The following is a 20347-nucleotide window of genomic DNA, read 5'->3' as shown; positions in this document are numbered from 1 at the left end:
GAAAAAGCCGCTCGAAGTGATCAAGCCCGAGGCCCTGGGCGTGGACGTGGCCCCGCGCATCAAGATCTTGAAGGTCAGCGAGCCGCCCAAGCGCAGCGCCGGCATCAAGGTGCCCGACGTGGCCACCCTGGTCGACAAGCTCAAAAACGTTTCCAAGGTCATCTAAGGGAAGGACCAGAACATGACCACCCTCGTCATTGCAGAACACGACAACAAGAGCCTCAAAGGCGGCACCTTCAACACCGTCAGCGCCGCTGTCGCCATTGGCGGCGACGTGCACATGCTCATCGCCGGCAACAGCGCTGGTGAGGCCGCCAAGGCCGCATCCCAAGTGGCGGGTGTGACCAAAGTGATCCACGCCGACGCCGCCCACCTCGACCACGGCCTGGCCGAGAACGTCGCGGCGCAGATCCTGAGCATTGCCGGCAACTACAGCCACATCTTGTTTGCGGCCACAGCGGCCGGCAAGAACATCGCCCCCCGAGTTGCGGCCAAGCTCGACGTGGGCCAGATCAGCGACATCACCAAGGTGGTCAGCCCCGACACCTTCGAGCGCCCCATTTACGCCGGCAATGCGATTGCCACCGTGCAGAGTGCCGACAAGGTGAAGGTGATCACGGTGCGCACCACCGGCTTCGACCCGGCAGCGGCCACCGGCGGCAGTGCTGCCATCGAGACCACAACCGCCGCAGCCGACAGCGGCAAGTCAAAGTTCATGGGCTCGGAGATCGCCAAGAACGACCGACCGGAACTCACCGCCGCCAAGATCATCGTCTCGGGTGGCCGGGCGATGGGCAGCAGCGACAAGTTCAACGAAGTGCTCACGCCACTGGCCGACAAGCTGGGCGCCGCACTTGGTGCCAGCCGAGCAGCCGTCGATGCGGGCTACGCCCCCAACGACTGGCAGGTCGGGCAGACGGGCAAGATCGTGGCCCCGCAGCTGTACATCGCCGCCGGCATTTCAGGGGCCATCCAGCACCTGGCCGGCATGAAGGACAGCAAGGTGATCGTGGCCATCAACAAAGACCCTGAGGCCCCGATATTTTCGGTTGCCGACTACGGTCTCGAAGCCGACCTCTTCACCGCCGTGCCGGAGTTGGTGAAGGCGTTGTAAGCGCCTGATGCACGAAGCCCGTTCGCCGCTCAGTGGCCAACGGGCTTTTTGTTGCCTGAACGAAAACATGAAGGAGATGCCATGAGCTATGTTGCCCCCGTCAAGGACATGCTGTTTTGCATGAAGGAACTCGCTGGTCTGGAAGCCGTGGCGCAGCTGCCCGGCTTCGAGGACGCAGGCCTGGAGACCGCGCAGGCCGTGCTCGAAGAGTGCGCCAAGTTCAATGAGGGCGTGCTTGCGCCGCTCAACTTTGAAGGCGACAAGAACCCGTCGTACTGGAAAGACGGCAAGGTCTTCACAACACCGGGTTTCAAGGATGCGTTTCGCCAGTTTGGCGAAGGCGGCTGGCAGGGCTTGCAGCACCCCACCGACTTCGGTGGCCAGGGGCTGCCGAAGACCATAGGCTCGGCCTGCATCGAGATGCTCAACAGCGCCAACATGAGCTTTGCGCTGTGCCCGTTGCTGACCGACGGTGCTATCGAAGCCTTGCTCACCGCAGGCTCGCCCGAGCAGCAAGCCACCTACCTGCCCAAGATGATCGAAGGCACGTGGACGGGCACGATGAACCTCACCGAGCCGCAGGCCGGCTCAGATCTGGCGCTGGTACGCACCCGCGCCGAGCCGCAACCCGACGGCACCTACAAAATTTTCGGCACCAAGATCTTCATCACCTACGGTGAGCACGACATGGCCGAGAACATCGTGCATCTCGTGCTGGCGCGCGTGGTAGGCGCACCCGAGGGCGTGAAGGGCATCAGCCTCTTCGTTGTGCCGAAGTTCATGGTCAAGCCCGATGGTTCGCTGGGCGAGCGCAACGACGCGCACTGCGTGAGCATCGAGCACAAGCTGGGCATCAAGGCCAGCCCCACAGCGGTGCTGCAGTTCGGCGACCATGGCGGTGCCGTGGGCACACTGGTGGGCCAGGAAAACCGCGGCCTCGAATACATGTTCATCATGATGAATGCGGCGCGCTATGCCGTGGGCATACAGGGCATTGCGGTGGCCGAGCGCGCCTACCAGAAGGCCGTGCAGTACGCCAAAGACCGCGTTCAGTCACGCCCCGTTGACGGCTCGATTGCCGGCAGCGCCCCCATCATTCACCACCCTGACGTGAAGCGCATGCTGATGACGATGCGCGCGCAAGTCGAAGGCTGCCGTGCGATGGCCATCACCGCTGCGTCGGCTTATGACGCAGCCCATGCGCACCCGGACGCTGACGTGCGCAAGCAGAACCAGGCCTTCTATGAATTCATGGTGCCCCTGGTCAAGGGCTACAGCACCGAGATGAGCCTGGAAGTGACGAGCCTGGGCGTGCAGGTGCATGGCGGCATGGGCTTCATCGAAGAAACCGGTGCGGCGCAGTATTACCGTGATGCCAAGATCCTGACCATCTATGAAGGCACAACGGCCATTCAGGCCAACGACCTGGTGGGCCGCAAGACGGCGCGCGATGGCGGCCAGACGGCCAAGGCCATTGCCCAGCAGATTGCCGTTACCGAGAGCGATTTGGCCAAGCGAGACAGCGTGGCCGCGCGTTCGGTATTGAAGCGCTTGAGTGCCGCACGGGTGGCGTTTGAGCAGGTGGTCGACTTCGTGGCCGCCGGTACCAAGGGCAACCCCAACGCCGTGTTTGCCGGCTCAGTGCCGTACCTCATGCTCGCGGGCAATGTGATGGCCGGCTGGCAGCTCGCGCGCGCGCTGCTGGTGGCTGAGTCGCAACTCACAGCGGGCGAGGGCGACGCGGCCTTCCTGCAGGCCAAGGTGACGACGGCTCGCTTCTATGCTGACCACATACTCAGCCGTGTGCCGGGTACTCGCGACGCCATCGTCGAAGGCGCCGAGAGCGTTACAGCTCTGGCGCTCGACTCGTTCTAACGCACAGAGCGCTCTCAACCCCTACACCCGGAGACATTCGTGGCCTTGCCTTCAGTTCTGCAGAACCTGCCCTTGCCCATCATCGGCTCGCCGCTCTTCATCATCAGCAACCCCAAGCTCGTGATCGAGCAGTGCAAGGCAGGTGTCGTGGGCTCCATGCCAGCGCTGAATGCTCGCCCTGCAGAGTTGCTGGATGAATGGCTGCGCGAGATCACCGAGACGCTCGCCGCCTACAACAAGGCCAACCCGGACAAACCGGCGGCGCCTTTTGCCATCAACCAGATCGTGCACAAGAGCAACGACCGACTGGAGCACGACATGGCGCTGTGCGCCAAGTACAAAGTACCCATCATCATCACCTCGCTGGGCGCGCGCGAGGATGTGAATCAGGCGGTGCATGCATGGGGCGGCGTTGTGCTGCACGACATCATCAACAACAAGTTTGCCCATAAGGCGATCGAAAAAGGTGCTGACGGCTTGATCGCCGTGGCGGCAGGGGCTGGTGGCCATGCGGGTGTGAAGAGTCCGTTTGCTTTGATTCAAGAGATACGCGAGTGGTTCGACGGCCCGGTGGCGTTAAGTGGCTCCATCGCCAACGGTGCCGCGGTACTGGCCGCTCAGGCCATGGGTGCTGATTTCGCCTATATCGGCACGGCCTTCATCGCGACCGAAGAAGCACGTGCGGCCGATGCTTACAAGCAGGCCATCGTGGACGGCAGCTCAGACGACATCGTCTATTCCAACCTCTTCACCGGCGTGCATGGCAACTACCTGGCACCGTCTATCCGGGCGGCTGGCCTCGACCCCGACAACCTGGAAGTCAGCGATGCAAGCAAGATGAGTTTCGGCTCCGAGCGCGCCAAGCCGAAGGCATGGAAAGACATCTGGGGCTCGGGGCAGGGCATCGGCTCGGTCAAGAAGATACTGCCGGCGCGCGAGCTGGTGCAGCGCCTGCGTGACGAGTACGCCGTGGCGCGCAGCCGACTGAGTCTGGTCGCGGCCTGATTCAGCGCAGTGGCTCGACCGTGAGGTCGCAGTCGCAACCCTTGCCTGCCGCGATCATGCGCAGCGCGAAGCGGGCCGCCATGTCGGCCAGCCAACGCGGCGCGACGAAGCGCTGCGGCTCGCTCACCACGCCACAGCGGTAGCGGCCCTCAGTTGCGTTCCACACCAACGCCGAACAGGCGCCATGGCACCGGCGGCTGATCACCATGCCCACGGGGCAAGGCTCCGTCGTGCAGCACACGCCGCAGCCGTTGCACGGCTCGCCCCACGCTGGCTTGGGCGCCGCGGCAGGGTGAATGTGGATGGTCTGGTGCATGGGTGGTACGCAAGCGCAGGGCAGCTTGGCCCTGTTCTCATTGTGCGAACTCACTCGGTATTCAATCGAGCGAAGTGACTGCAAATAAACAAGGGTGTTACAGTCGCCCGCAGACTTTTTTCAGGTCCTTCCCGTCCCCTTGATCGCAACGTCAAGGCGGGTCGCAATCCGCCAGTCGGTTCAGCCGTGCCGCGGAAGGTTTATCAACCCCCTACAGCCCCGGAAACCGGAGCGAAAGGTGAGCGAAATGATGCAGGAATTCAGGTCCAACTCGTACCTGTTCGGGGGCAACGCGCCCTACGTCGAAGAGATGTACGAGGCCTACCTCGACAACCCAGGCTCCGTGCCCGACAACTGGCGTACATATTTCGACGCCCTCCAAAACGTCCCCGCGACCGACGGCTCCGAGAGCCGAGATGTGGCGCATGCCCCGATAGTCGAATCGTTCGCGCAACGCGCCAAGGCCAATGCGTTTGCAGTGAAGGCGAGTGCCACTGAGCTGGCCGTCGCACGCAAGCAGGTTCACGTTCAGTCGTTGATCGCGGCCTACCGCTCGCTCGGCTCGCGCTGGGCTGACCTTGACCCGCTGAAGCGCCAAGAGCGCCCCAAGATTCCCGAGCTGGAGCCGACGTTTTACGACCTCACCGAGGCTGACCTCGACATCACGTTCAGTGCCACCAACACTTATTTCACCACCGCTGAGCAGCAAACGCTGCGTGAGATCGTGCAGGCGCTGCGCGAGACTTACTGTGGCTCGATCGGTGCTGAGTTCATGCACATCACCGAGCCGGTCGAGAAGCGATGGTGGCAACAAAAGCTCGAAGCCATACGCTCCAAGCCCATCTACTCGGCTGACGAGAAAAAGCACATCCTCAACCGCCTCACTGCGGCCGAAGGCCTGGAGCGCTACCTCCATACCAAGTACGTGGGGCAGAAGCGCTTCTCGCTCGAAGGCGGCGAGAGCTTCATCGCGTCGATGGACGAGGTGGTGCAGCGCTCTGGCCTGAAGGGCGTGCAAGAAATCGTCATCGGCATGGCCCACCGTGGCCGCCTCAACGTGCTGGTCAACACGCTGGGCAAGGCGCCTGCCGACTTGTTCTCCGAGTTTGACCACACCGCGCCTGAGAGCCTGCCTTCTGGCGACGTGAAGTACCACCAAGGCTTCTCGAGCGACGTGACGACCGATGGTGGCCCGGTGCACTTGAGCCTGTCGTTCAACCCGTCGCACCTGGAAATTGTGAACCCGGTAGTCGAAGGCTCGGTCAAGGCCCGCCTAGACCGCCGCGGCGACAAAGAAGGCGATACCGTGTTGCCCGTGATCGTGCACGGCGATGCGGCCTTCGCCGGCCAGGGCGTGGTGATGGAAACGCTGGCACTTGCGCAAACGCGCGGCTATTACACCGGCGGCACGCTGCACATCGTCATCAACAACCAGATCGGCTTCACCACCAGCGACCCGCGCGATTCGCGCTCTACGCTGTATTGCACCGACGTGGTCAAGATGATCGAAGCGCCCGTGCTGCACGTGAACGGTGACGACCCCGAGGCCGTGGTGCTGTGCACTCAACTCGCGCTCGACTACCGGCAAGAGTTCAATAAGGATGTGGTGGTTGACATCGTCTGCTTCCGCAAGCTGGGGCACAACGAGCAAGACACCCCCGCGCTGACCCAGCCGCTGATGTACAAGAAGATCGGCCAACACCCCGGCACGCGCAAGCTCTACGGCGACAAGCTGGTGGCGCAAGGTGTATTGACGGCTGAAGGCCCCGACGAGATGGTCAAGGCTTTCCGCGCGGCGATGGATGCCGGCAAGCACACCGTCGACCCAGTGCTCACCAACTACAAGAGCAAGTACGCGGTTGACTGGTCGCCCTTCCTCAACAAGAAGTGGACCGATTCGGCAGACACCGCGTTGCCCCTGACGGAGATCAAGCGCCTGGCCGAACGCATCACTTCGGTGCCGGTCAATTTCAAGGCTCACCCGCTGGTCGAAAAGGTTCTTGCCGACCGCGCTGCGATGGGTCGTGGCGAGATCAACGTTGACTGGGGCATGGCTGAACATTTCGCCTACGCCTCGCTGGTGGCCAGTGGCTACCCGGTGCGCCTGTCGGGTGAAGACTGCGGCCGCGGCACCTTCACACACCGCCACTCGGTGCTGCACGACCAGAACCGCGAGAAGTGGGACGAAGGCACCTGGACGCCGCTGGAGCACATCGCTGACAACCAGGCGCCGTTTGTCGTGATCGACTCGCTGCTGTCCGAAGAAGCCGTGCTCGGTTTCGAATATGGCTATGCGGGCTCCGACCCCAACACCTTGGTGATCTGGGAAGCGCAGTTCGGCGACTTCGTCAACGGCGCTCAAGTCGTGATCGACCAGTTCCTCGCCTCGGGCGAAGTGAAATGGGGTCGAGCCAACGGCCTCACGTTGATGCTGCCGCACGGCTATGAGGGCCAGGGCCCTGAGCACAGCTCGGCGCGCCTGGAGCGCTTCATGCAGCTTGCGGCCGACAACAACATGCAGATCGTGCAACCCACCTCGGCGAGCCAGATCTTCCACCTGTTGCGTCGGCAGATGGTGCGCATGTTCCGCAAGCCCTTGGTCATCATGACGCCCAAGTCGCTGTTGCGAGCCAAGGATGCGTCGTCGCCGCTCACCGAGTTCACCAAGGGCGAGTTCCGCACTGTCATTGGCCCGGGCCGCGAAGAGATCGACAACGACAAGGTCAAGCGCGTCATCGCCTGCTCTGGCAAGGTGGCTTACGACCTGATCAAGCGTCGCGACGAAAAGAAGGCCTGGGATACGGTGATCATGCGCGTGGAGCAGCTGTACCCGTTCCCGCACAAGGCGTTTTCTACCGAGCTGAAGAAGTTCCCCAACGCGACCGACGTGGTCTGGTGCCAGGACGAGCCGCAGAACCAGGGTGCGTGGTTCTTCGTGCAGCACTACATCCACGAAAACATGCTCGAAGGGCAGAAGCTTGGTTATGCCGGCCGCCCGGCCTCAGCATCGCCGGCGGTGGGTTATGCCCACCTGCACCAAGAGCAGCAGAAGGCTTTGCTCGACCAGGCCTTCAGCAAGCTCAAAGGTTTCGTCCTCACCAAATAACCTGGCGTCCCGTTCGCCCTGAGCCTGTCGAAGGGCGTGTTCGCATGCCTGCAGGCCCTTCGACAGGCTGAGGGCGCACGGCATGCTAAGAAAGAATTGAAATGGCAATCGTAGACATCAAGGTTCCGCAGCTTTCAGAGTCCGTGGCCGAAGCCACTTTGCTGCACTGGAGGAAGAAGCCCGGCGAAGCGGTGGCGCTCGATGAGATCCTGGTCGAGATCGAGACCGACAAGGTCGTGCTGGAAGTGCCGGCGCCCGCCGCTGGCGTGATGGCGCAGCTGGTCAAAGGCGACGGTGAAAGCTGCGTCAGCGATGAAGTCATCGCCAAGATCGACACCGAGGCCGCGGCCCAGGTGAGCCCGCTGGAAGTCAGGGCTGCGCCCGCCGAGGCCGCACCGGCTGCAGCTACCCCGGCTGCTGGCGGCAGCAAGAGTGGCGTGGCCATGCCCGCTGCCGCGAAGCTGATGGCCGACAACAACCTGGTGTCAGGCTCGGTGCCTGGCACCGGCAAAGACGGCCGCGTGACCAAAGGCGACGTGCTGGGCAGCTTGTCTGCACCTGCGGCCACGCCGGCTGCGGCTTCGGTGAAGGCGCCCGTGGCTGCCAGTGTGGCCAGGCCCCTGCCCAGCGTAGCGGCGCCCGTCACGGCCAGCCTGGGCGATCGCCCCGAGCAGCGCGTGCCCATGAGCCGCCTGCGCGCCCGTGTGGCCGAGCGTCTGCTGCAGTCGCAAGCCACCAACGCCATCCTGACCACGTTCAATGAAGTGAACATGGCGCCCGTGATGGAGATGCGCAAGAAATTTCAGGAGAAGTTTGAGAAGGAGCACGGCGTGAAGCTGGGCTTCATGAGTTTCTTCGTGAAGGCGGCAGTGGCCGCGCTCAAGCGCTACCCGGTGATCAACGCCTCGGTTGACGGTAACGACATCGTGTACCACGGCTACTTCGATATCGGCATCGCTGTCGGCTCGCCGCGTGGCCTGGTGGTGCCCATCATCCGCAATGCCGACCAGATGAGCTTTGCCGACATCGAGAAGAAGATTTCTGAGTTTGGCAAGAAAGCTGGTGAAGGCAAGCTGTCACTGGACGACCTGACGGGGGGTACTTTCTCCATTTCGAATGGCGGCACCTTCGGCTCGATGCTGTCCACGCCCATCATCAACCCGCCGCAGTCGGCGATCCTGGGCGTGCACGCCACCAAGGACCGCGCCGTGGTGGAAAACGGGCAGATCGTCATCCGCCCCATGAACTACCTGGCCATGAGCTACGACCACCGCATCATCGACGGCCGCGAAGCCGTACTCGGACTGGTGGCCATGAAGGAAGCGTTGGAGGACCCGTCTCGCCTTCTGTTCGACATCTAAAGGTCACGATCTCATGAGCAAATCATTCGACGTGGTCGTCATTGGCGGAGGCCCCGGTGGCTACATCGCCGCTATTCGCGCCGCACAACTGGGTTTCAACACCGCCTGCATCGACGACTGGAAAAACGCCAAGGGGGGCCCCGCACCCGGTGGCACCTGTACCAACGTGGGCTGCATCCCTTCGAAGGCGCTGCTGCAGTCGAGCGAGAACTACGAGCACGCGAAGCTGCACTTTGCCGACCATGGCATCGGTGTCACGGGTTTGAGCCTCGACCCCGTGAAGATGCTGGGCCGCAAAGATGCCGTGGTGAAGCAGAACAACGACGGCATCTTGTACCTCTTCAAAAAGAACAAGGTCACCTTCTTCCACGGCCTGGGCTCGTTCGTCAAAGCGACCGATGGCGGCTATGAAGTGAAGGTGGCGGGTGCTGCTGAAGAGAGCATCACTGGCAAGCACGTCATCGTGGCCACGGGCTCCAGCCCACGTGCCTTACCGGGGGCGGCGTTCGACGAAGAGAGCATTCTCAGCAACGACGGCGCACTGCGCATCCCAGGCGTGCCCAAGCGCCTGGGCGTGATCGGCTCGGGTGTGATTGGCCTCGAGATGGGTTCGGTGTGGCGCCGCCTCGGCTCTGAGGTGACGGTGCTCGAAGCACTGCCAACCTTCCTGGGGGCCGTCGATGAGCAGATCGCCAAAGAGGCCAAGAAGGCGTTCGACAAGCAGGGCCTGAGGATCGAGCTGGGCGTGAAGATCAGCGAGGTCAAGTCGAGCAAGAAGGGCGTGAGCGTCGCTTACGCCAATGCCAAAGGCGAAGCGCAAACGCTGGATGTCGACAAGCTCATTGTCTCGATTGGTCGCGTCGCGCACACGAAGGGGCTGAGCCCGGAAACCGTCGGGCTGAAGCTGGATGAGCGTGGCGCCGTGGTCGTAGACGACGAGTGCAAGACCAACTTGCCCAACGTGTGGGCCATTGGCGACGTGGTTCGTGGCCCCATGCTCGCGCACAAGGCCGAAGAAGAAGGCGTGGCAGTGGCGGAGCGCATTGCAGGCCAGCATGGCCACGTCAACTTCAACACCATTCCCTGGGTCATCTACACCTCGCCCGAGATTGCGTGGGTCGGCCAGACTGAGCAGCAGCTCAAGGCCACCGGCCGAGCCTACAAGGCAGGCACTTTCCCCTTCATGGCGAATGGCCGCGCGCGCGCGCTGGGCGACACCACCGGCATGGTGAAGATGCTGGCCGATGCCACGACCGATGAAATTCTTGGCGTTCACATCGTAGGCCCGATGGCATCTGAGCTGATCTCTGAAGCTGTGGTGGCGATGGAGTTCAAGGCTTCGGCCGAAGACATCGCCCGCATCTGCCACGCCCACCCGAGCTTGAGCGAGGCAACGAAGGAGGCTGCGCTGGCCGTCGACAAGCGCACGCTGAACTTCTGAGGCCGTGGTAGACGCCGTGACGGGCGTGCGCTCGCTCTACGAGCAGACTCTCGCGGAGCGGGGCTACAGCGCCGACCCTGCACAGCTGCGCGCGGTCGACGCACTGGAGCGCTGCGAGACTGAGTGGGCCGACTACAAGGCCCGCCGCGGCAACGCGCTGACCAAACTCGTGATGCGCCCGCCCATTCCGCGTGGTGTCTACATGTATGGCGGGGTGGGGCGAGGCAAGAGCTTTCTGATGGATTGCTTCTTCAATGCCGTGCCGCTCACGCGCAAGACGCGCCTGCATTTTCACGAGTTCATGCGTGAGGTGCACCGCGAGCTGGCCGACCTGAAAGGCACGGTCAACCCGCTGTACGAGCTGGGAAAGCGCATCGCGCGCCGCTACCGGCTGATCTGCTTCGATGAGTTCCACGTGGCAGATGTGACCGACGCGATGATCCTGCATCGCTTGCTTGAGTCGCTGTTTGAGCACCGCGTGAGCATCGTCACCACGTCGAATTTCAAGCCCGACGACCTGTACCCAAACGGCCTGCACCGCGACCGTATCTTGCCGGCCATCGAGTTGCTGAAAGACAAGATGCAAGTCATCAGCGTCGACAACGGAACCGACTACCGCCGCCGCACGCTGGAGCAAGTGGCGATGTACCACACGCCGCTCGGCGCAGCCGCCGATGCGGCCATGACCGACGCATTCAATCGCTTGGCCGAGAGCAAGGACGAGTCGCCCGTACTCCACATCGAGCACCGCGAGCTGCGGGCGCGCCGCAAGGCGGGTGGCGTGGTGTGGTTCGACTTCAAGCAGCTGTGCGGTGGCCCGCGTTCGCAGAACGACTACCTGGAGCTGGCCACCCAGTTCCACTCGGTGCTGCTGTCTGACGTGCCGCAGATGTCACCGAGGCTGGCGTCTGAGGCGCGGCGTTTCACCTGGCTGGTCGATGTGCTCTACGACAGACGGGTGAAGCTGATCATGTCGGCCGAGGTCGAGCCCGAAGCGCTGTACACCGATGGGCCGCTGGCGCATGAATTCCCTCGTACGGCATCGCGCCTGAATGAAATGCAGTCCGCCGAGTTCCTGGCGCTGGCGCGCCGCGATGTGGACACTTCGTTGACATGAGGCTGCTTGTCGCGTGGCTGCTGTTGTCGTTGTGCAACCTCGCACAGGCCAGCGAAGAAACCGAACGGGCGCAGATCAGGGCGCGGGGCGATGCCGTCGAGGCGCAGCATGCACAGCGCGAGCAGACCTGCCGCAAGCAGTTCGTCGTGACGCAGTGCCTAGAGAAAGCCCGCGCCGACAAGCAAGAAAGCCTGCGGGCCTTGCGTGCACAGGAGCTGGCGCTGGACGATGCCCAGCGCCGGCAGCGCGCGCAAGCGCAGGGCAAGCGCATGGCCGAGAAGGCGCAAGCGCGCGCTCAACCCAAACCAGTGCCGCCTCCGAAGGAGCCTCTTGTGCCCATTGCGCGCCAGACAATCAAGCCGGCGAGTGCGTCGGCTTCGGCAACCGATCGCAGCGCTGCCGAGAAGCGTCAGCGTGAAGCCTTCAATGCGCGACACCGCGAAATACAGGCGCACCGGGCCGAGGTGGAAAAGCGAAATGCCGAGCGCGCCAAGCGCAAGGTGCCGAAGCCGCTGCCCGTACCGGCCAGCGCGGCGCAGCTTTAGCCGAGCGGGTCGAGGCGCACTAGCGCCAGCGACAGGTTGTCGCCCGACCCCCGCGCACGCTGGCGTGCCTTGCTCACCAGCATCTCGCTGGCTTCACGCGGCGGCAGGGTGTGCACGATGGCACCCAGCTCCTTGGGCGTGAAGTAGTGCCACAGCCCATCGCTGCAGGCGAGCATGGTGTCGCCGATCTCCAGGCGATCTATGTGGTGCAGTGTCAACGGAGGGTCTTGGACGGTGCCCAGGCAACCGGTGAGCAGGTTGGACTGCGGGTGGCTGTTGGCCTCGTCTTCGGTGATCTGGCCCTCGTCGACCAGGCGCTGCACAAACGAGTGGTCGATGGTGCGCTTGACCATGTCGGGCCCGCGGAAGTGATAGACCCGCGAATCTCCGGCGTGGATCAGGTCGCACTCGCGTGACGGGCTGATCAGGAAGGCGGTGACGGTGCTGTGCGGTTCTTCTTCGGCGGTGATGGCCGTGAGCTTGATCATCAGGTGCGCTTCAAGCACCAATTGCTTGAGCAATTCGGAAGGGTCGTCCTGGTTGGGGCTGTAGCGTTCGAAGAGCTGTTTCGCCGTGAGTACGACCTGGTCGGCTGCTTTGCGCCCGCCGCTCTTGCCGCCCATACCATCGGCCAGGACGGCGAAAGCGCACCCTGGTACGCGGTGATGAGGGATGATTTCGACTTGGTCTTGCTGGTAGGCGCGGTCACCGCGGTGTATGCCGGTGGCCGCCGACAACCGATAGCCTGGAGGGGTGCTCATGGTCGAAAACTATAATCGCTTTGCCTCTCTGTTCCCATTCCTGCTCTCATTCGCGCTCACATGGATGACAACCTGCATTCGCCACAGCGCCGACTGATCGAGCTCCGCATGGAACACGCTGATCTCGACTCGCTCATCGATCAAACCGCCATCGAACGTCCCCTGGACGACCTGGTGGTGCGCCGTTTGAAGAAACGCCGGCTGGCCTTGCGCGACCACATTGCCAAGCTCGAAGCCCAGCTTGAGCCGCCCGAGCCGGCATGACATTTCTCACAGAAGCCGTGGCGCAGGCCTTTGCGCCAGGGGGAGCGCTGGCGCTGGCCGATGAGCGCTACGTCGAGCGCGAAGTGCAGCAACGCATGGCGCAGAACGTGGCCGAGGCCATCGACGAGCGCCGTCCCCTGGTGGCTGAAGCCGGCACGGGTGTCGGCAAGACCTTTGCCTACCTGGTCCCTACCTTGCTCTCGGGCAAACGCGCCTTGATCAGCACGGCTACCAAGAGCCTGCAAGATCAACTCTTTCTGCGTGATCTGCCGCGGCTGCGTGAGGCCTTGCAGCTGCCCGTCTCGCTGGCTCTGCTCAAGGGCCGCGCAAGCTATTTGTGCCTGCATCGCCTGAACCTGGCGCGCCAGGCGGCCCAGTTGCCTGACCGCTGGGCGGTGCGCACCTTGGCCAAGATCGAAACCTGGTCTCACAGCACGCAGAGCGGTGACCTCGCCGAGCTAGAGGGGCTGGACGAGCGATCGAGTGTGATCCCGCTCGTCACCTCGTCGCGCGAAAACTGCCTGGGCAGCGAATGCCCCGAGTACCGCCAGTGCCACGTGATGAAGGCGCGCCGTGAAGCGATGGCAGCCGACCTGGTGGTGGTCAACCACCATCTCTTTTTTGCCGATATGGCACTGCGCGACAGCGGCGTGGCCGAGCTCTTGCCCAGCGTGGAAGTGGCGGTGTTCGACGAAGCCCATCAACTGGCAGAAGCCGGGGTGCAGTTTCTCGGTACCACGCTGGGCAGCGCTCAGGTGATCGACTTTGCGCGCGACATGCTCGGCGCCGGCCTGCAACACGCACGCGGCCTTGCGCCGTGGCAGGAGCTTGCGGCCGCGTGCGATCGCGCTGCGCGGGATCTGCGCCTGGCCGCAGCAGGGGCGATGCGCGAAGTGCGTGGCTCCCTTAAGCTGCGCTGGGACGAGCGGGCAGGGCGCGCCGACTTTGCAGAAGCGCTAGAGGGCATCGCCACCGCTTGCAGCGAGGCCAGCACAGGCCTCGAATCGGTGGACGAACTGGCGCCCGACTTCACCAAGCTGGCCGAGCGTGCGACGCAGCTGGCGCGGCAGGCTTTACTTTTCAGCGACGAGGTCACACCAGGCCGCGTGCGCTGGATCGACTTGTCACCGCACCAGGCGCGCATGGTCGAGTCACCGCTTGACATACGCGAGGCCTTGCGTGAGCAGATGGAAGCTGCCCCCAAGGCCTGGATATTCACCTCGGCCACGCTGGGAGACGATGAGCGACTCAGCTGGTTCACGGAGTCGGCTGGGCTTGACGACGCCGTCACCTTGCGCGTTGGCAGCCCGTTCGACTACCCCGAGCACGCCCGGCTTTACATCCCCGCGGGCTTCCCCAAGCCGAACGAGCCAGGCCACCCTGGCGCGGTGGCAACCTTGGCCGCACGCTGCGCACGGGCCTTGGGTGGCCGGACTTTCGTGCTCACCACCACGCTGCGCGCGCTGCAGGCCATCGGTGAAAAGCTCAAAGACACCTTCGAGACCGAGGGCGATGCCATCCAGGTGCTGGTGCAGGGCAGCGCGCCGAAGCGGCAGCTGCTGCAGCAGTTTCTGAATCAGCCGCGGTCAGTACTGGTGGGCTCGCAAAGTTTCTGGGAAGGCATAGACGTGCCGGGCGACGCGCTGCAATGCGTGTTGATCGACAAGCTGCCGTTCCCGCCGCCCAACGACCCGCTGGTTGAAGCGCGCGTGAAGCGGCTGGAGAGCCAAGGCCGCAACCCGTTTTCCGACTACTTCGTGGCCGAGGCCGCGGTGTCGCTCAAACAGGGGGCAGGGCGTTTGATTCGCAGCGAGACTGACCGTGGGCTGCTGGTGATCTGCGACCCGCGCATGGCGGGCATGAACTACGGGCGCCGGCTGCGTGAAGCCTTGCCGCCGATGACACGTTTGGCAGCCGAAGCTGAAGCCGTGGCGTGGCTCGAAAGCTTGTCGGCCGCGTCGCTGCCGTTTTGAGCCGCATTTACCTCGCCGGCGCGGCGGCGAGGAATGCGCTGTTGGGGAAATTCTTGCGCAGTACACGACCCGCATCGTCGCGCAGCTGGTCGAGGCCGAGCTTGTCGTAGCTCTGAATCATGATCGACAGTGCCTCTTCGGCAGCGGGTGCTTGCTGGAACTCTTGCAGCGTTTGCTGCGCTCGGTTCACGGCAGCCAGGTAAGCGCCACGCCGCAGGTAATAGCGCGCCACATGCACTTCGTAGGCGGCGAGCGAGTTGACGATGTAGCGCATGCGCACGCGGGCATCTGGCGTGTACTTGGAGTTGGGGAACTGATCGGTAAGCTGCTTGAACGACTGGTACGAATCGCGTGATGCTTGTTGATCGCGCTCCGCCAAATCTTGGTTGGCCAGGTTGCCAAAAATACCCAGGTTGTCATTGAAGTTGATCACGCCTTGCAGGTAAAGCGCGTAGTCGAACGCCGGGCTGGTGGGGTGCAGCTTGATGAAGCGCTCAACAATGGCGAGCGCCTGGGCCTTTTCGCCGGTGCGGTAGTTGATGTAGGCGCGCTCGAGCTGGGCTTGCTGCGCCAGCAGCGTGCCGGCGGCGCGGCCTTCCAGTCGCTCGTAGAGCTTGGCGGCGCGCTCATAACTGCCTGCAGCGGCTTCTTCTTTCGCCTCTGCATACAATTTCTCGACACTCATGCCGGCGGTTTCGTCTTTCGGCGTGGTGTTGCAGGCAGCCAAGATCAGCGACAACCCCGCGAGCAGTGACAAGCTCCAAACGCGGCCTAGCGAGCGAATCCGATTCATGAGCTTCATGGCACCGCGGGAGCGGTGCTTCCAGTGAGACGAAGAGAGCGAAGATTATATGGTTCACCCCCCGCCACAGATGGAGCCGATGACCCTGCTCACCGAGCCGGACGACGATGACGCGCCCGAGCGCCGCACGGCGGTGGTGTCACGCGAGCTTCACGGCGCGCGGCTCGACAAGGCCCTGGTGACCATGGCCGACGAGTTCTCGCGCAATCACCTGCAGAGCCTGATCGAGCAAGGGCACGTGTGGGTCGATGGCGTGGCGGCCAGCTCGGCTTCGCGCAAGGTGCTGGCGGGGCAGCAGATCGAGGTCGATCTTGTGCCCACGCCGGAAAGCCGCGCGTTTCGCGCCGAGGCGCTGCCCTTGAACCTCGTCTACGAAGACGAGCACTTGATGGTGATCGACAAGACCGCCGGTATGGTCGTTCACCCTGCGGCCGGTAATTGGTCGGGCACCGTGCTCAACGCCGTGCTCGCCCACCACGCCGCAGCCGCCACGCTGCCGCGCGCGGGCATCGTTCATCGGCTAGACAAAGACACTTCAGGCCTGATGGTGGTGGGCAAGACGCTGCCCGCCGTGACGGCCTTGATGCGCGCCATTGCCGCGCGTGAAGTTCATCGTGAGTACCTTGCGCTGGTGCACGGCCACCTGCAGCAGGAATCCTTCCGCATTGATGTCCCTTTGGCGCGCGACCCGCAATCGCGCGTGCGCATGGCGGTCGTAGCCAGCGGCAAGCCGGCGCAGACCGATGTCACCCGGCTCGCCGTGGCAGAGACGGCTGACGGGCCTGTGACTGCCGTGCGTTGCAAGCTGCACACCGGGCGCACGCATCAGATCCGCGTACACCTGGCCTCGCGTGGTTACCCGCTGCTGGCCGACCAGACCTATGGCGGCCACCCGGCGCTTGGCATGCAGCGCCAAGCGTTGCACGCCACCCGCCTGGGCCTGGTGCACCCGCACTCGGGCGACATGCTGTGGTTAGATGCCGAAGCTCCAGCCGATATGGCGCTCGCCTGGCAACAGGTGGATACGAGACGTGGCAGCCCCTGACGAGGTTCTATACAATGCGGCCTAACCCCTTCCCTGGCACCCAAGCGTTCGACGCTGCGCCCCGCGCTCTGCCAACGGAAGTGACCGCGCCGATAGTGGCGCGACGAGTGGTTCGCCGCGATGAACGCATCGAACCTTGAGGTCACCCACTCAGCAGCCATTGATGTGGATCCGCCGCTTGCCCCGGCCTGTCCATGCGAAAAGCTGCTGTGAAAGAGCCCCGATCCCAGAGAGCACTCTGGTTGTCCCGACTGAGGATGTAGACGAAGTCTATGAACACACTGGATGCCAAGCGCGTCTTGGAGACAGCGCTCATCTGCGCGCAGCAGCCCCTGCCATTGAGGGACATGCGCACGCTCTTCGCCGACGAGCTCGGCCCCGACAGCCTGCGCTCTCTGCTCGACGAGCTGATGCGTGACTGGGATGGCCGCGGCGTGGAGCTTGTGGCTTTGTCGACGGGGTGGCGTTTCCAGAGCCGGCCCGAGATGCGCGACTACCTCGACCGGCTCAACCCCGAGAAACCGCCCAAGTACTCGCGGGCCGTGATGGAAACCCTGGCCATCATTGCCTACCGCCAGCCCGTAACCCGGGGTGACATAGAAGACATCCGCGGTGTCATGGTCAGCGCTCAAATCGTCAAACAGCTCGAAGACCGCGGCTGGATTGAAGCCATCGGCTACCGCGAGGCACCCGGCCGGCCGGCGCTCTTCGCCACCACCAAGCAATTCCTTGACGACCTCGGCTTGGCAAGCCTGGAGCAGTTGCCTGTACTGGACGGTTCTTCGCTGGGTGGGGCCGCAATGACCGAAGCGCTTTCTGATCAACCCTCCCTGCTCGAAGAGCCCGCACAGGCGGCGTTAGGGCTGGACTCTGACTCTGCTCCTGTACCTCTGGATGAGAGCACGCCAGCCGAAGACGCGACATCCGAAGACCCTGCGCCCCTTGAACAACACGCTCAGCCCTCCGCTGAAGACCCCCTTTCTCCCCCTGAGCCTGCGGCCGACGCCGCCCCGATGGACCCCGAAGCATGAATCAACCCGACAACGACACCCCTGCCGATCTCAGCGCCTCACCAGCAGACGCTCCGCAGGCCGAGGCCAAGCCCGCGCGACGCCGCCGTGCGCCAAAGGCCGAGGCGCTTGCCGACGGGGAAGCGGCGTCGCCAGTTGCCGGGGCGTCGGAAGCATCGCAAGCTTTGGAAGAGTCCCCTGCCAAACCAGCGCGCAAGCGCCGCGTGACCCCTAAGGCGGTGGAGGGTGCCGTCGACAGCAGTGCACCTGAGCCGTTGGTGCAGGTTGAAACCATCGTCGCTCGCCCGGCTGTGACCGAAGGGCCAGCGGAGCAGACTTCGTCGCAAGAACCCCGTGCCGACACTGAATCGGGTTCTGCGGCGGGTGATGCGGCTCAGGGTGAAGAAGGTGCTGCAGGTTCTGAAGACCGCCCTCGCTCTTCCAGAAACCGCCGCCGCGGCCGTAAGGACAGGCCGCGTGGCGAAGAACGTGAAGGCGGTGGCGCACCGGGCGCCGATGGCGTCGCTCCTGCGCAAGCTGCAGCCGCGCAAGCCGGTGAGCTGTTCGCTCAGGTGCTGTCGGGTGACTTCGACGTCGAAGCACCCGCTTCCGAAGAAGAAGCTACCGAGGAAGCGCCGGAACACAAGCGCGTGCTCGCAGCCGAGCCCGATGCCCCCAAGCTGCACAAGGTGCTGGCGCAATCGGGCATAGGCTCGCGCCGCGACATGGAGCAGTTGATCGAAGACGGTCACGTCACCGTCAACGATGAGCCGGCCCACGTGGGCCAGCGCATTTCGTTTGGCGACCAGATCAAGGTCAACGGCAAGCCGGTGCGCGTGCGCATCGTGCCGCCGCCCCCGCGCATCATTGCGTACCACAAGCCTGTGGGCGAGGTGGTCACGCATGACGACCCCGAAAACCGGCCGACGGTGTTTCGCCGCTTGCCGCGCCTGCAACAGGGCAAGTGGCAATCGGTGGGTCGCCTCGACCTGAACACCGAAGGTTTGCTCCTGTTCACCACCTCGGGTGAGCTGGCCAACCAGCTGATGCACCCGCGCTTCGGCGTGGAGCGCGAGTACGCCGTGCGCGTGCTGGGCAAGCTGAGCCAGGAAGACAAAGATGAGCTGCTGAATGGCGTGAATGTCGAAGGCCAGACTGCCAGCTTCAAGTCGATTGAAGACGGCGGCGGTGAAGGCGCCAATCACTGGTATCGCGTGGTCATTACCGAAGGCCGCAACCGCGAGGTGCGCAAGCTCTTCGACGCGGTGAGCCTGACGGTCAGCCGCCTCATCCGCATTCGCTACGGCACGGTGGTGCTGCCACGCGGCCTCAAGCGCGGCGTGTGGGTCGACCTTGAAGAAAACGACGTGCGCACGATTCGCCGGCTTGCCAGCGGTGGCGGGGAGCCACGTGCCAACAACGATCGCAACAGCGACGAACGTGGCAACAATGACCGTGGCAACAACGACCGCGGAAACCGGGGCAATCAGCCGCGTAACGACCGCAATGACCGAGGTGGGCGCGGCAATGACCGCGGCCCACGGCAGGGCCCGCGCCCCGCAGGCGGGCCGAACCCGATGCCAGCGCAGGCGCGCGACACAACGCAAGGCGATTTCGACCGCGATCGCGATGACGAAGACCTCGATTTCGACCCGAGCAAGATTCCCAATCCCCTGGAACAGACCTTCGACAAGCGATTCGTGCAGGGCAACTCGCGCGGCCCGGTAGGCGGCGCTGGCTTCGGCCGAGGCGGCGGCGGTTTTGGTGCGGGCGGCAGCGCACCACCGCGCCACCAGGGCGGCGGCGGTGGCGGTGGCGGTGGCAAGAAGGGTGGCGGGCCGCGTGAGCCCGATCCATTGCAGACCTCGGTCGGCTACATCGGCGCCGATGCCTTCCGCAACAAGGGCAACCGTGGCGGTGGCGGCGGTGGCCGGGGAGGCAGCCGCGGCGGAGGTGGGGGTGGATTTGGCGGCGGTGGGGGCGGGGGCGGTGGAGGAGGTTTCGGTGGCGGCGGTGGGGGTGGCCGACGCGGCCGTTGATGCGGCATGTTGGCTAGACACGAAGGAACCCACCTTGGGGCGTTAGAATCCAAGGCTTTGCCAAGTGCTTGATTCAGGAGAAAAATTATGGCGATCGAACGTACGCTTTCCATCATCAAACCAGACGCGGTCGCAAAGAATGTGATCGGCCAGATCTACGCCCGCTTCGAAGGCGCTGGCCTGAAGATCGTGGCCTCGCGCATGGCGCACTTGTCGCGCGGCGAGGCTGAGGCCTTCTACGCTGTGCACAAGGCCCGCCCGTTCTTCAAGGACCTGGTTGACTTCATGATCTCGGGGCCGGTGGTGATCACGGTGCTGCAAGGCGAAGGCGCCATCGGCAAGAACCGCGACCTGATGGGCGCAACCGACCCGAAGAAGGCCGAAAAAGGCACCATTCGTGCCGACTTCGCTGACAGCATCGACGCCAACGCCGTGCACGGCTCTGACGCTCCCGAAACGGCGGCTCAGGAAGTGGCATTCTTCTTCCCAGCCATGAACGTCTACAGCCGCTAACGCCTGAGCCAGGCAACCGCCTTGCGCCTCGCCGAGGCCTTGCTCAGACGCGCAGCGCAA

At 63.9% G+C, this 20347-nt stretch carries 17 protein-coding genes and 1 pseudogene; 15 read left to right on the top strand and 3 right to left on the bottom strand.

What is annotated here, in order from left to right:
* From AC30QB_RS20490 to AC30QB_RS20475, 4 genes and pseudogenes are all read left to right on the top strand, one after another.
* Nucleotides 1–166 (top strand): annotated as a pseudogene (locus AC30QB_RS20490) (electron transfer flavoprotein subunit beta/FixA family protein); the annotation flags it as partial.
* 15 nt (nt 167–181) lie between these two features.
* A complete protein-coding gene (locus AC30QB_RS20485; protein ID WP_489548117.1) occupies nt 182–1114 on the top strand; it encodes an electron transfer flavoprotein subunit alpha/FixB family protein in 933 nt (310 codons plus the stop codon).
* Between the two features lie 81 nt (nt 1115–1195).
* Nucleotides 1196–2989 (top strand): acyl-CoA dehydrogenase, encoded by a 1794-nt coding sequence (locus AC30QB_RS20480; RefSeq protein ID WP_489548116.1) that lies wholly within the window; start codon nt 1196–1198, stop codon nt 2987–2989.
* Nucleotides 2990–3028: 39 nt separating this feature from the next.
* Nucleotides 3029–3994 carry an NAD(P)H-dependent flavin oxidoreductase gene (locus AC30QB_RS20475; RefSeq protein ID WP_489548115.1) on the top strand — a complete coding sequence of 322 codons (966 nt, stop codon included), beginning with the start codon at nt 3029–3031 and terminating at the stop codon, nt 3992–3994.
* A gap of 1 nt (nt 3995) precedes the next feature.
* Here AC30QB_RS20475 and AC30QB_RS20470 read toward each other — a convergent pair whose 3' ends face one another.
* Complete coding sequence (locus AC30QB_RS20470) at nt 3996–4310, bottom strand: hypothetical protein (protein WP_489548114.1); 315 nt, start codon at nt 4308–4310, stop codon at nt 3996–3998.
* A 247-nt stretch (nt 4311–4557) separates the two neighbouring features.
* Between AC30QB_RS20470 and AC30QB_RS20465 the strand changes: the two genes are divergently transcribed.
* The 5 genes from AC30QB_RS20465 to AC30QB_RS20445 all read left to right on the top strand — a co-directional run bounded on the left by AC30QB_RS20465 (nt 4558) and on the right by AC30QB_RS20445 (nt 11880).
* A complete protein-coding gene (locus tag AC30QB_RS20465) occupies nt 4558–7416 on the top strand; it encodes a 2-oxoglutarate dehydrogenase E1 component (RefSeq protein ID WP_489548121.1) in 2859 nt (952 codons plus the stop codon).
* 101 nt (nt 7417–7517) lie between these two features.
* Nucleotides 7518–8777 (top strand): 2-oxoglutarate dehydrogenase complex dihydrolipoyllysine-residue succinyltransferase, encoded by a 1260-nt coding sequence (gene odhB / locus AC30QB_RS20460; RefSeq protein WP_489548113.1) that lies wholly within the window; start codon nt 7518–7520, stop codon nt 8775–8777.
* A 13-nt stretch (nt 8778–8790) separates the two neighbouring features.
* Nucleotides 8791–10218: a dihydrolipoyl dehydrogenase gene (lpdA, locus tag AC30QB_RS20455; RefSeq protein WP_489548112.1), complete on the top strand. Its 1428-nt coding sequence runs from the start codon at nt 8791–8793 to the stop codon at nt 10216–10218.
* 16 nt (nt 10219–10234) lie between these two features.
* A complete protein-coding gene (gene zapE / locus AC30QB_RS20450) occupies nt 10235–11335 on the top strand; it encodes a cell division protein ZapE (RefSeq protein ID WP_489548120.1) in 1101 nt (366 codons plus the stop codon).
* Nucleotides 11332–11880 carry a hypothetical protein gene (locus tag AC30QB_RS20445; RefSeq protein WP_489548111.1) on the top strand — a complete coding sequence of 183 codons (549 nt, stop codon included), beginning with the start codon at nt 11332–11334 and terminating at the stop codon, nt 11878–11880. The genes zapE and AC30QB_RS20445 overlap by 4 nt, the downstream gene beginning before the upstream one ends.
* Here AC30QB_RS20445 and AC30QB_RS20440 read toward each other — a convergent pair.
* Nucleotides 11877–12641, bottom strand: a complete 765-nt coding sequence (locus AC30QB_RS20440) for a PP2C family protein-serine/threonine phosphatase (RefSeq protein WP_489548110.1) — start codon at nt 12639–12641, stop codon at nt 11877–11879. The two genes, AC30QB_RS20445 and AC30QB_RS20440, sit on opposite strands and share 4 nt — an antisense overlap.
* A 60-nt stretch (nt 12642–12701) precedes the next feature.
* Between AC30QB_RS20440 and AC30QB_RS20435 the strand changes: the two genes are divergently transcribed.
* Nucleotides 12702–12905, top strand: coding sequence for a YdcH family protein (locus tag AC30QB_RS20435; protein WP_489548109.1), 204 nt, complete (start codon nt 12702–12704; stop codon nt 12903–12905).
* Entirely contained in the window at nt 12902–14878 is a 1977-nt protein-coding gene (gene yoaA, locus AC30QB_RS20430) for a DNA repair helicase YoaA (RefSeq protein WP_489548108.1), read from the top strand. The genes AC30QB_RS20435 and yoaA overlap by 4 nt, the downstream gene beginning before the upstream one ends.
* A gap of 7 nt (nt 14879–14885) precedes the next feature.
* On the opposite strand, the gene AC30QB_RS20425 is transcribed toward yoaA, so the two are convergent.
* Complete coding sequence (locus tag AC30QB_RS20425; protein WP_489548119.1) at nt 14886–15671, bottom strand: outer membrane protein assembly factor BamD; 786 nt, start codon at nt 15669–15671, stop codon at nt 14886–14888.
* A 79-nt stretch (nt 15672–15750) separates the two neighbouring features.
* On the opposite strand from AC30QB_RS20425, the gene AC30QB_RS20420 reads away from it, so the two are divergent.
* From AC30QB_RS20420 to ndk, 4 genes are all read left to right on the top strand, one after another.
* Nucleotides 15751–16725, top strand: coding sequence for an RluA family pseudouridine synthase (locus AC30QB_RS20420; RefSeq protein ID WP_489548107.1), 975 nt, complete (start codon nt 15751–15753; stop codon nt 16723–16725).
* Nucleotides 16726–16997: 272 nt separating this feature from the next.
* Nucleotides 16998–17756, top strand: a complete 759-nt coding sequence (scpB, locus tag AC30QB_RS20415) for an SMC-Scp complex subunit ScpB (RefSeq protein WP_489548106.1) — start codon at nt 16998–17000, stop codon at nt 17754–17756.
* Entirely contained in the window at nt 17753–19774 is a 2022-nt protein-coding gene (locus AC30QB_RS20410) for a pseudouridine synthase (RefSeq protein WP_489548105.1), read from the top strand. The genes scpB and AC30QB_RS20410 overlap by 4 nt, the downstream gene beginning before the upstream one ends.
* 87 nt (nt 19775–19861) lie before the next feature.
* A complete protein-coding gene (gene ndk, locus AC30QB_RS20405) occupies nt 19862–20287 on the top strand; it encodes a nucleoside-diphosphate kinase (RefSeq protein WP_489548104.1) in 426 nt (141 codons plus the stop codon).
* Nucleotides 20288–20347 lie beyond the last annotated feature (60 nt).

The organism is Rhizobacter sp. (assembly GCF_046595475.1).
Taxonomy (GTDB): domain Bacteria; phylum Pseudomonadota; class Gammaproteobacteria; order Burkholderiales; family Burkholderiaceae_C; genus Rhizobacter.
The sequence above is the reverse complement of the archived record's forward strand: the minus strand, read 5'-3'. Positions and strand labels throughout refer to the sequence as shown.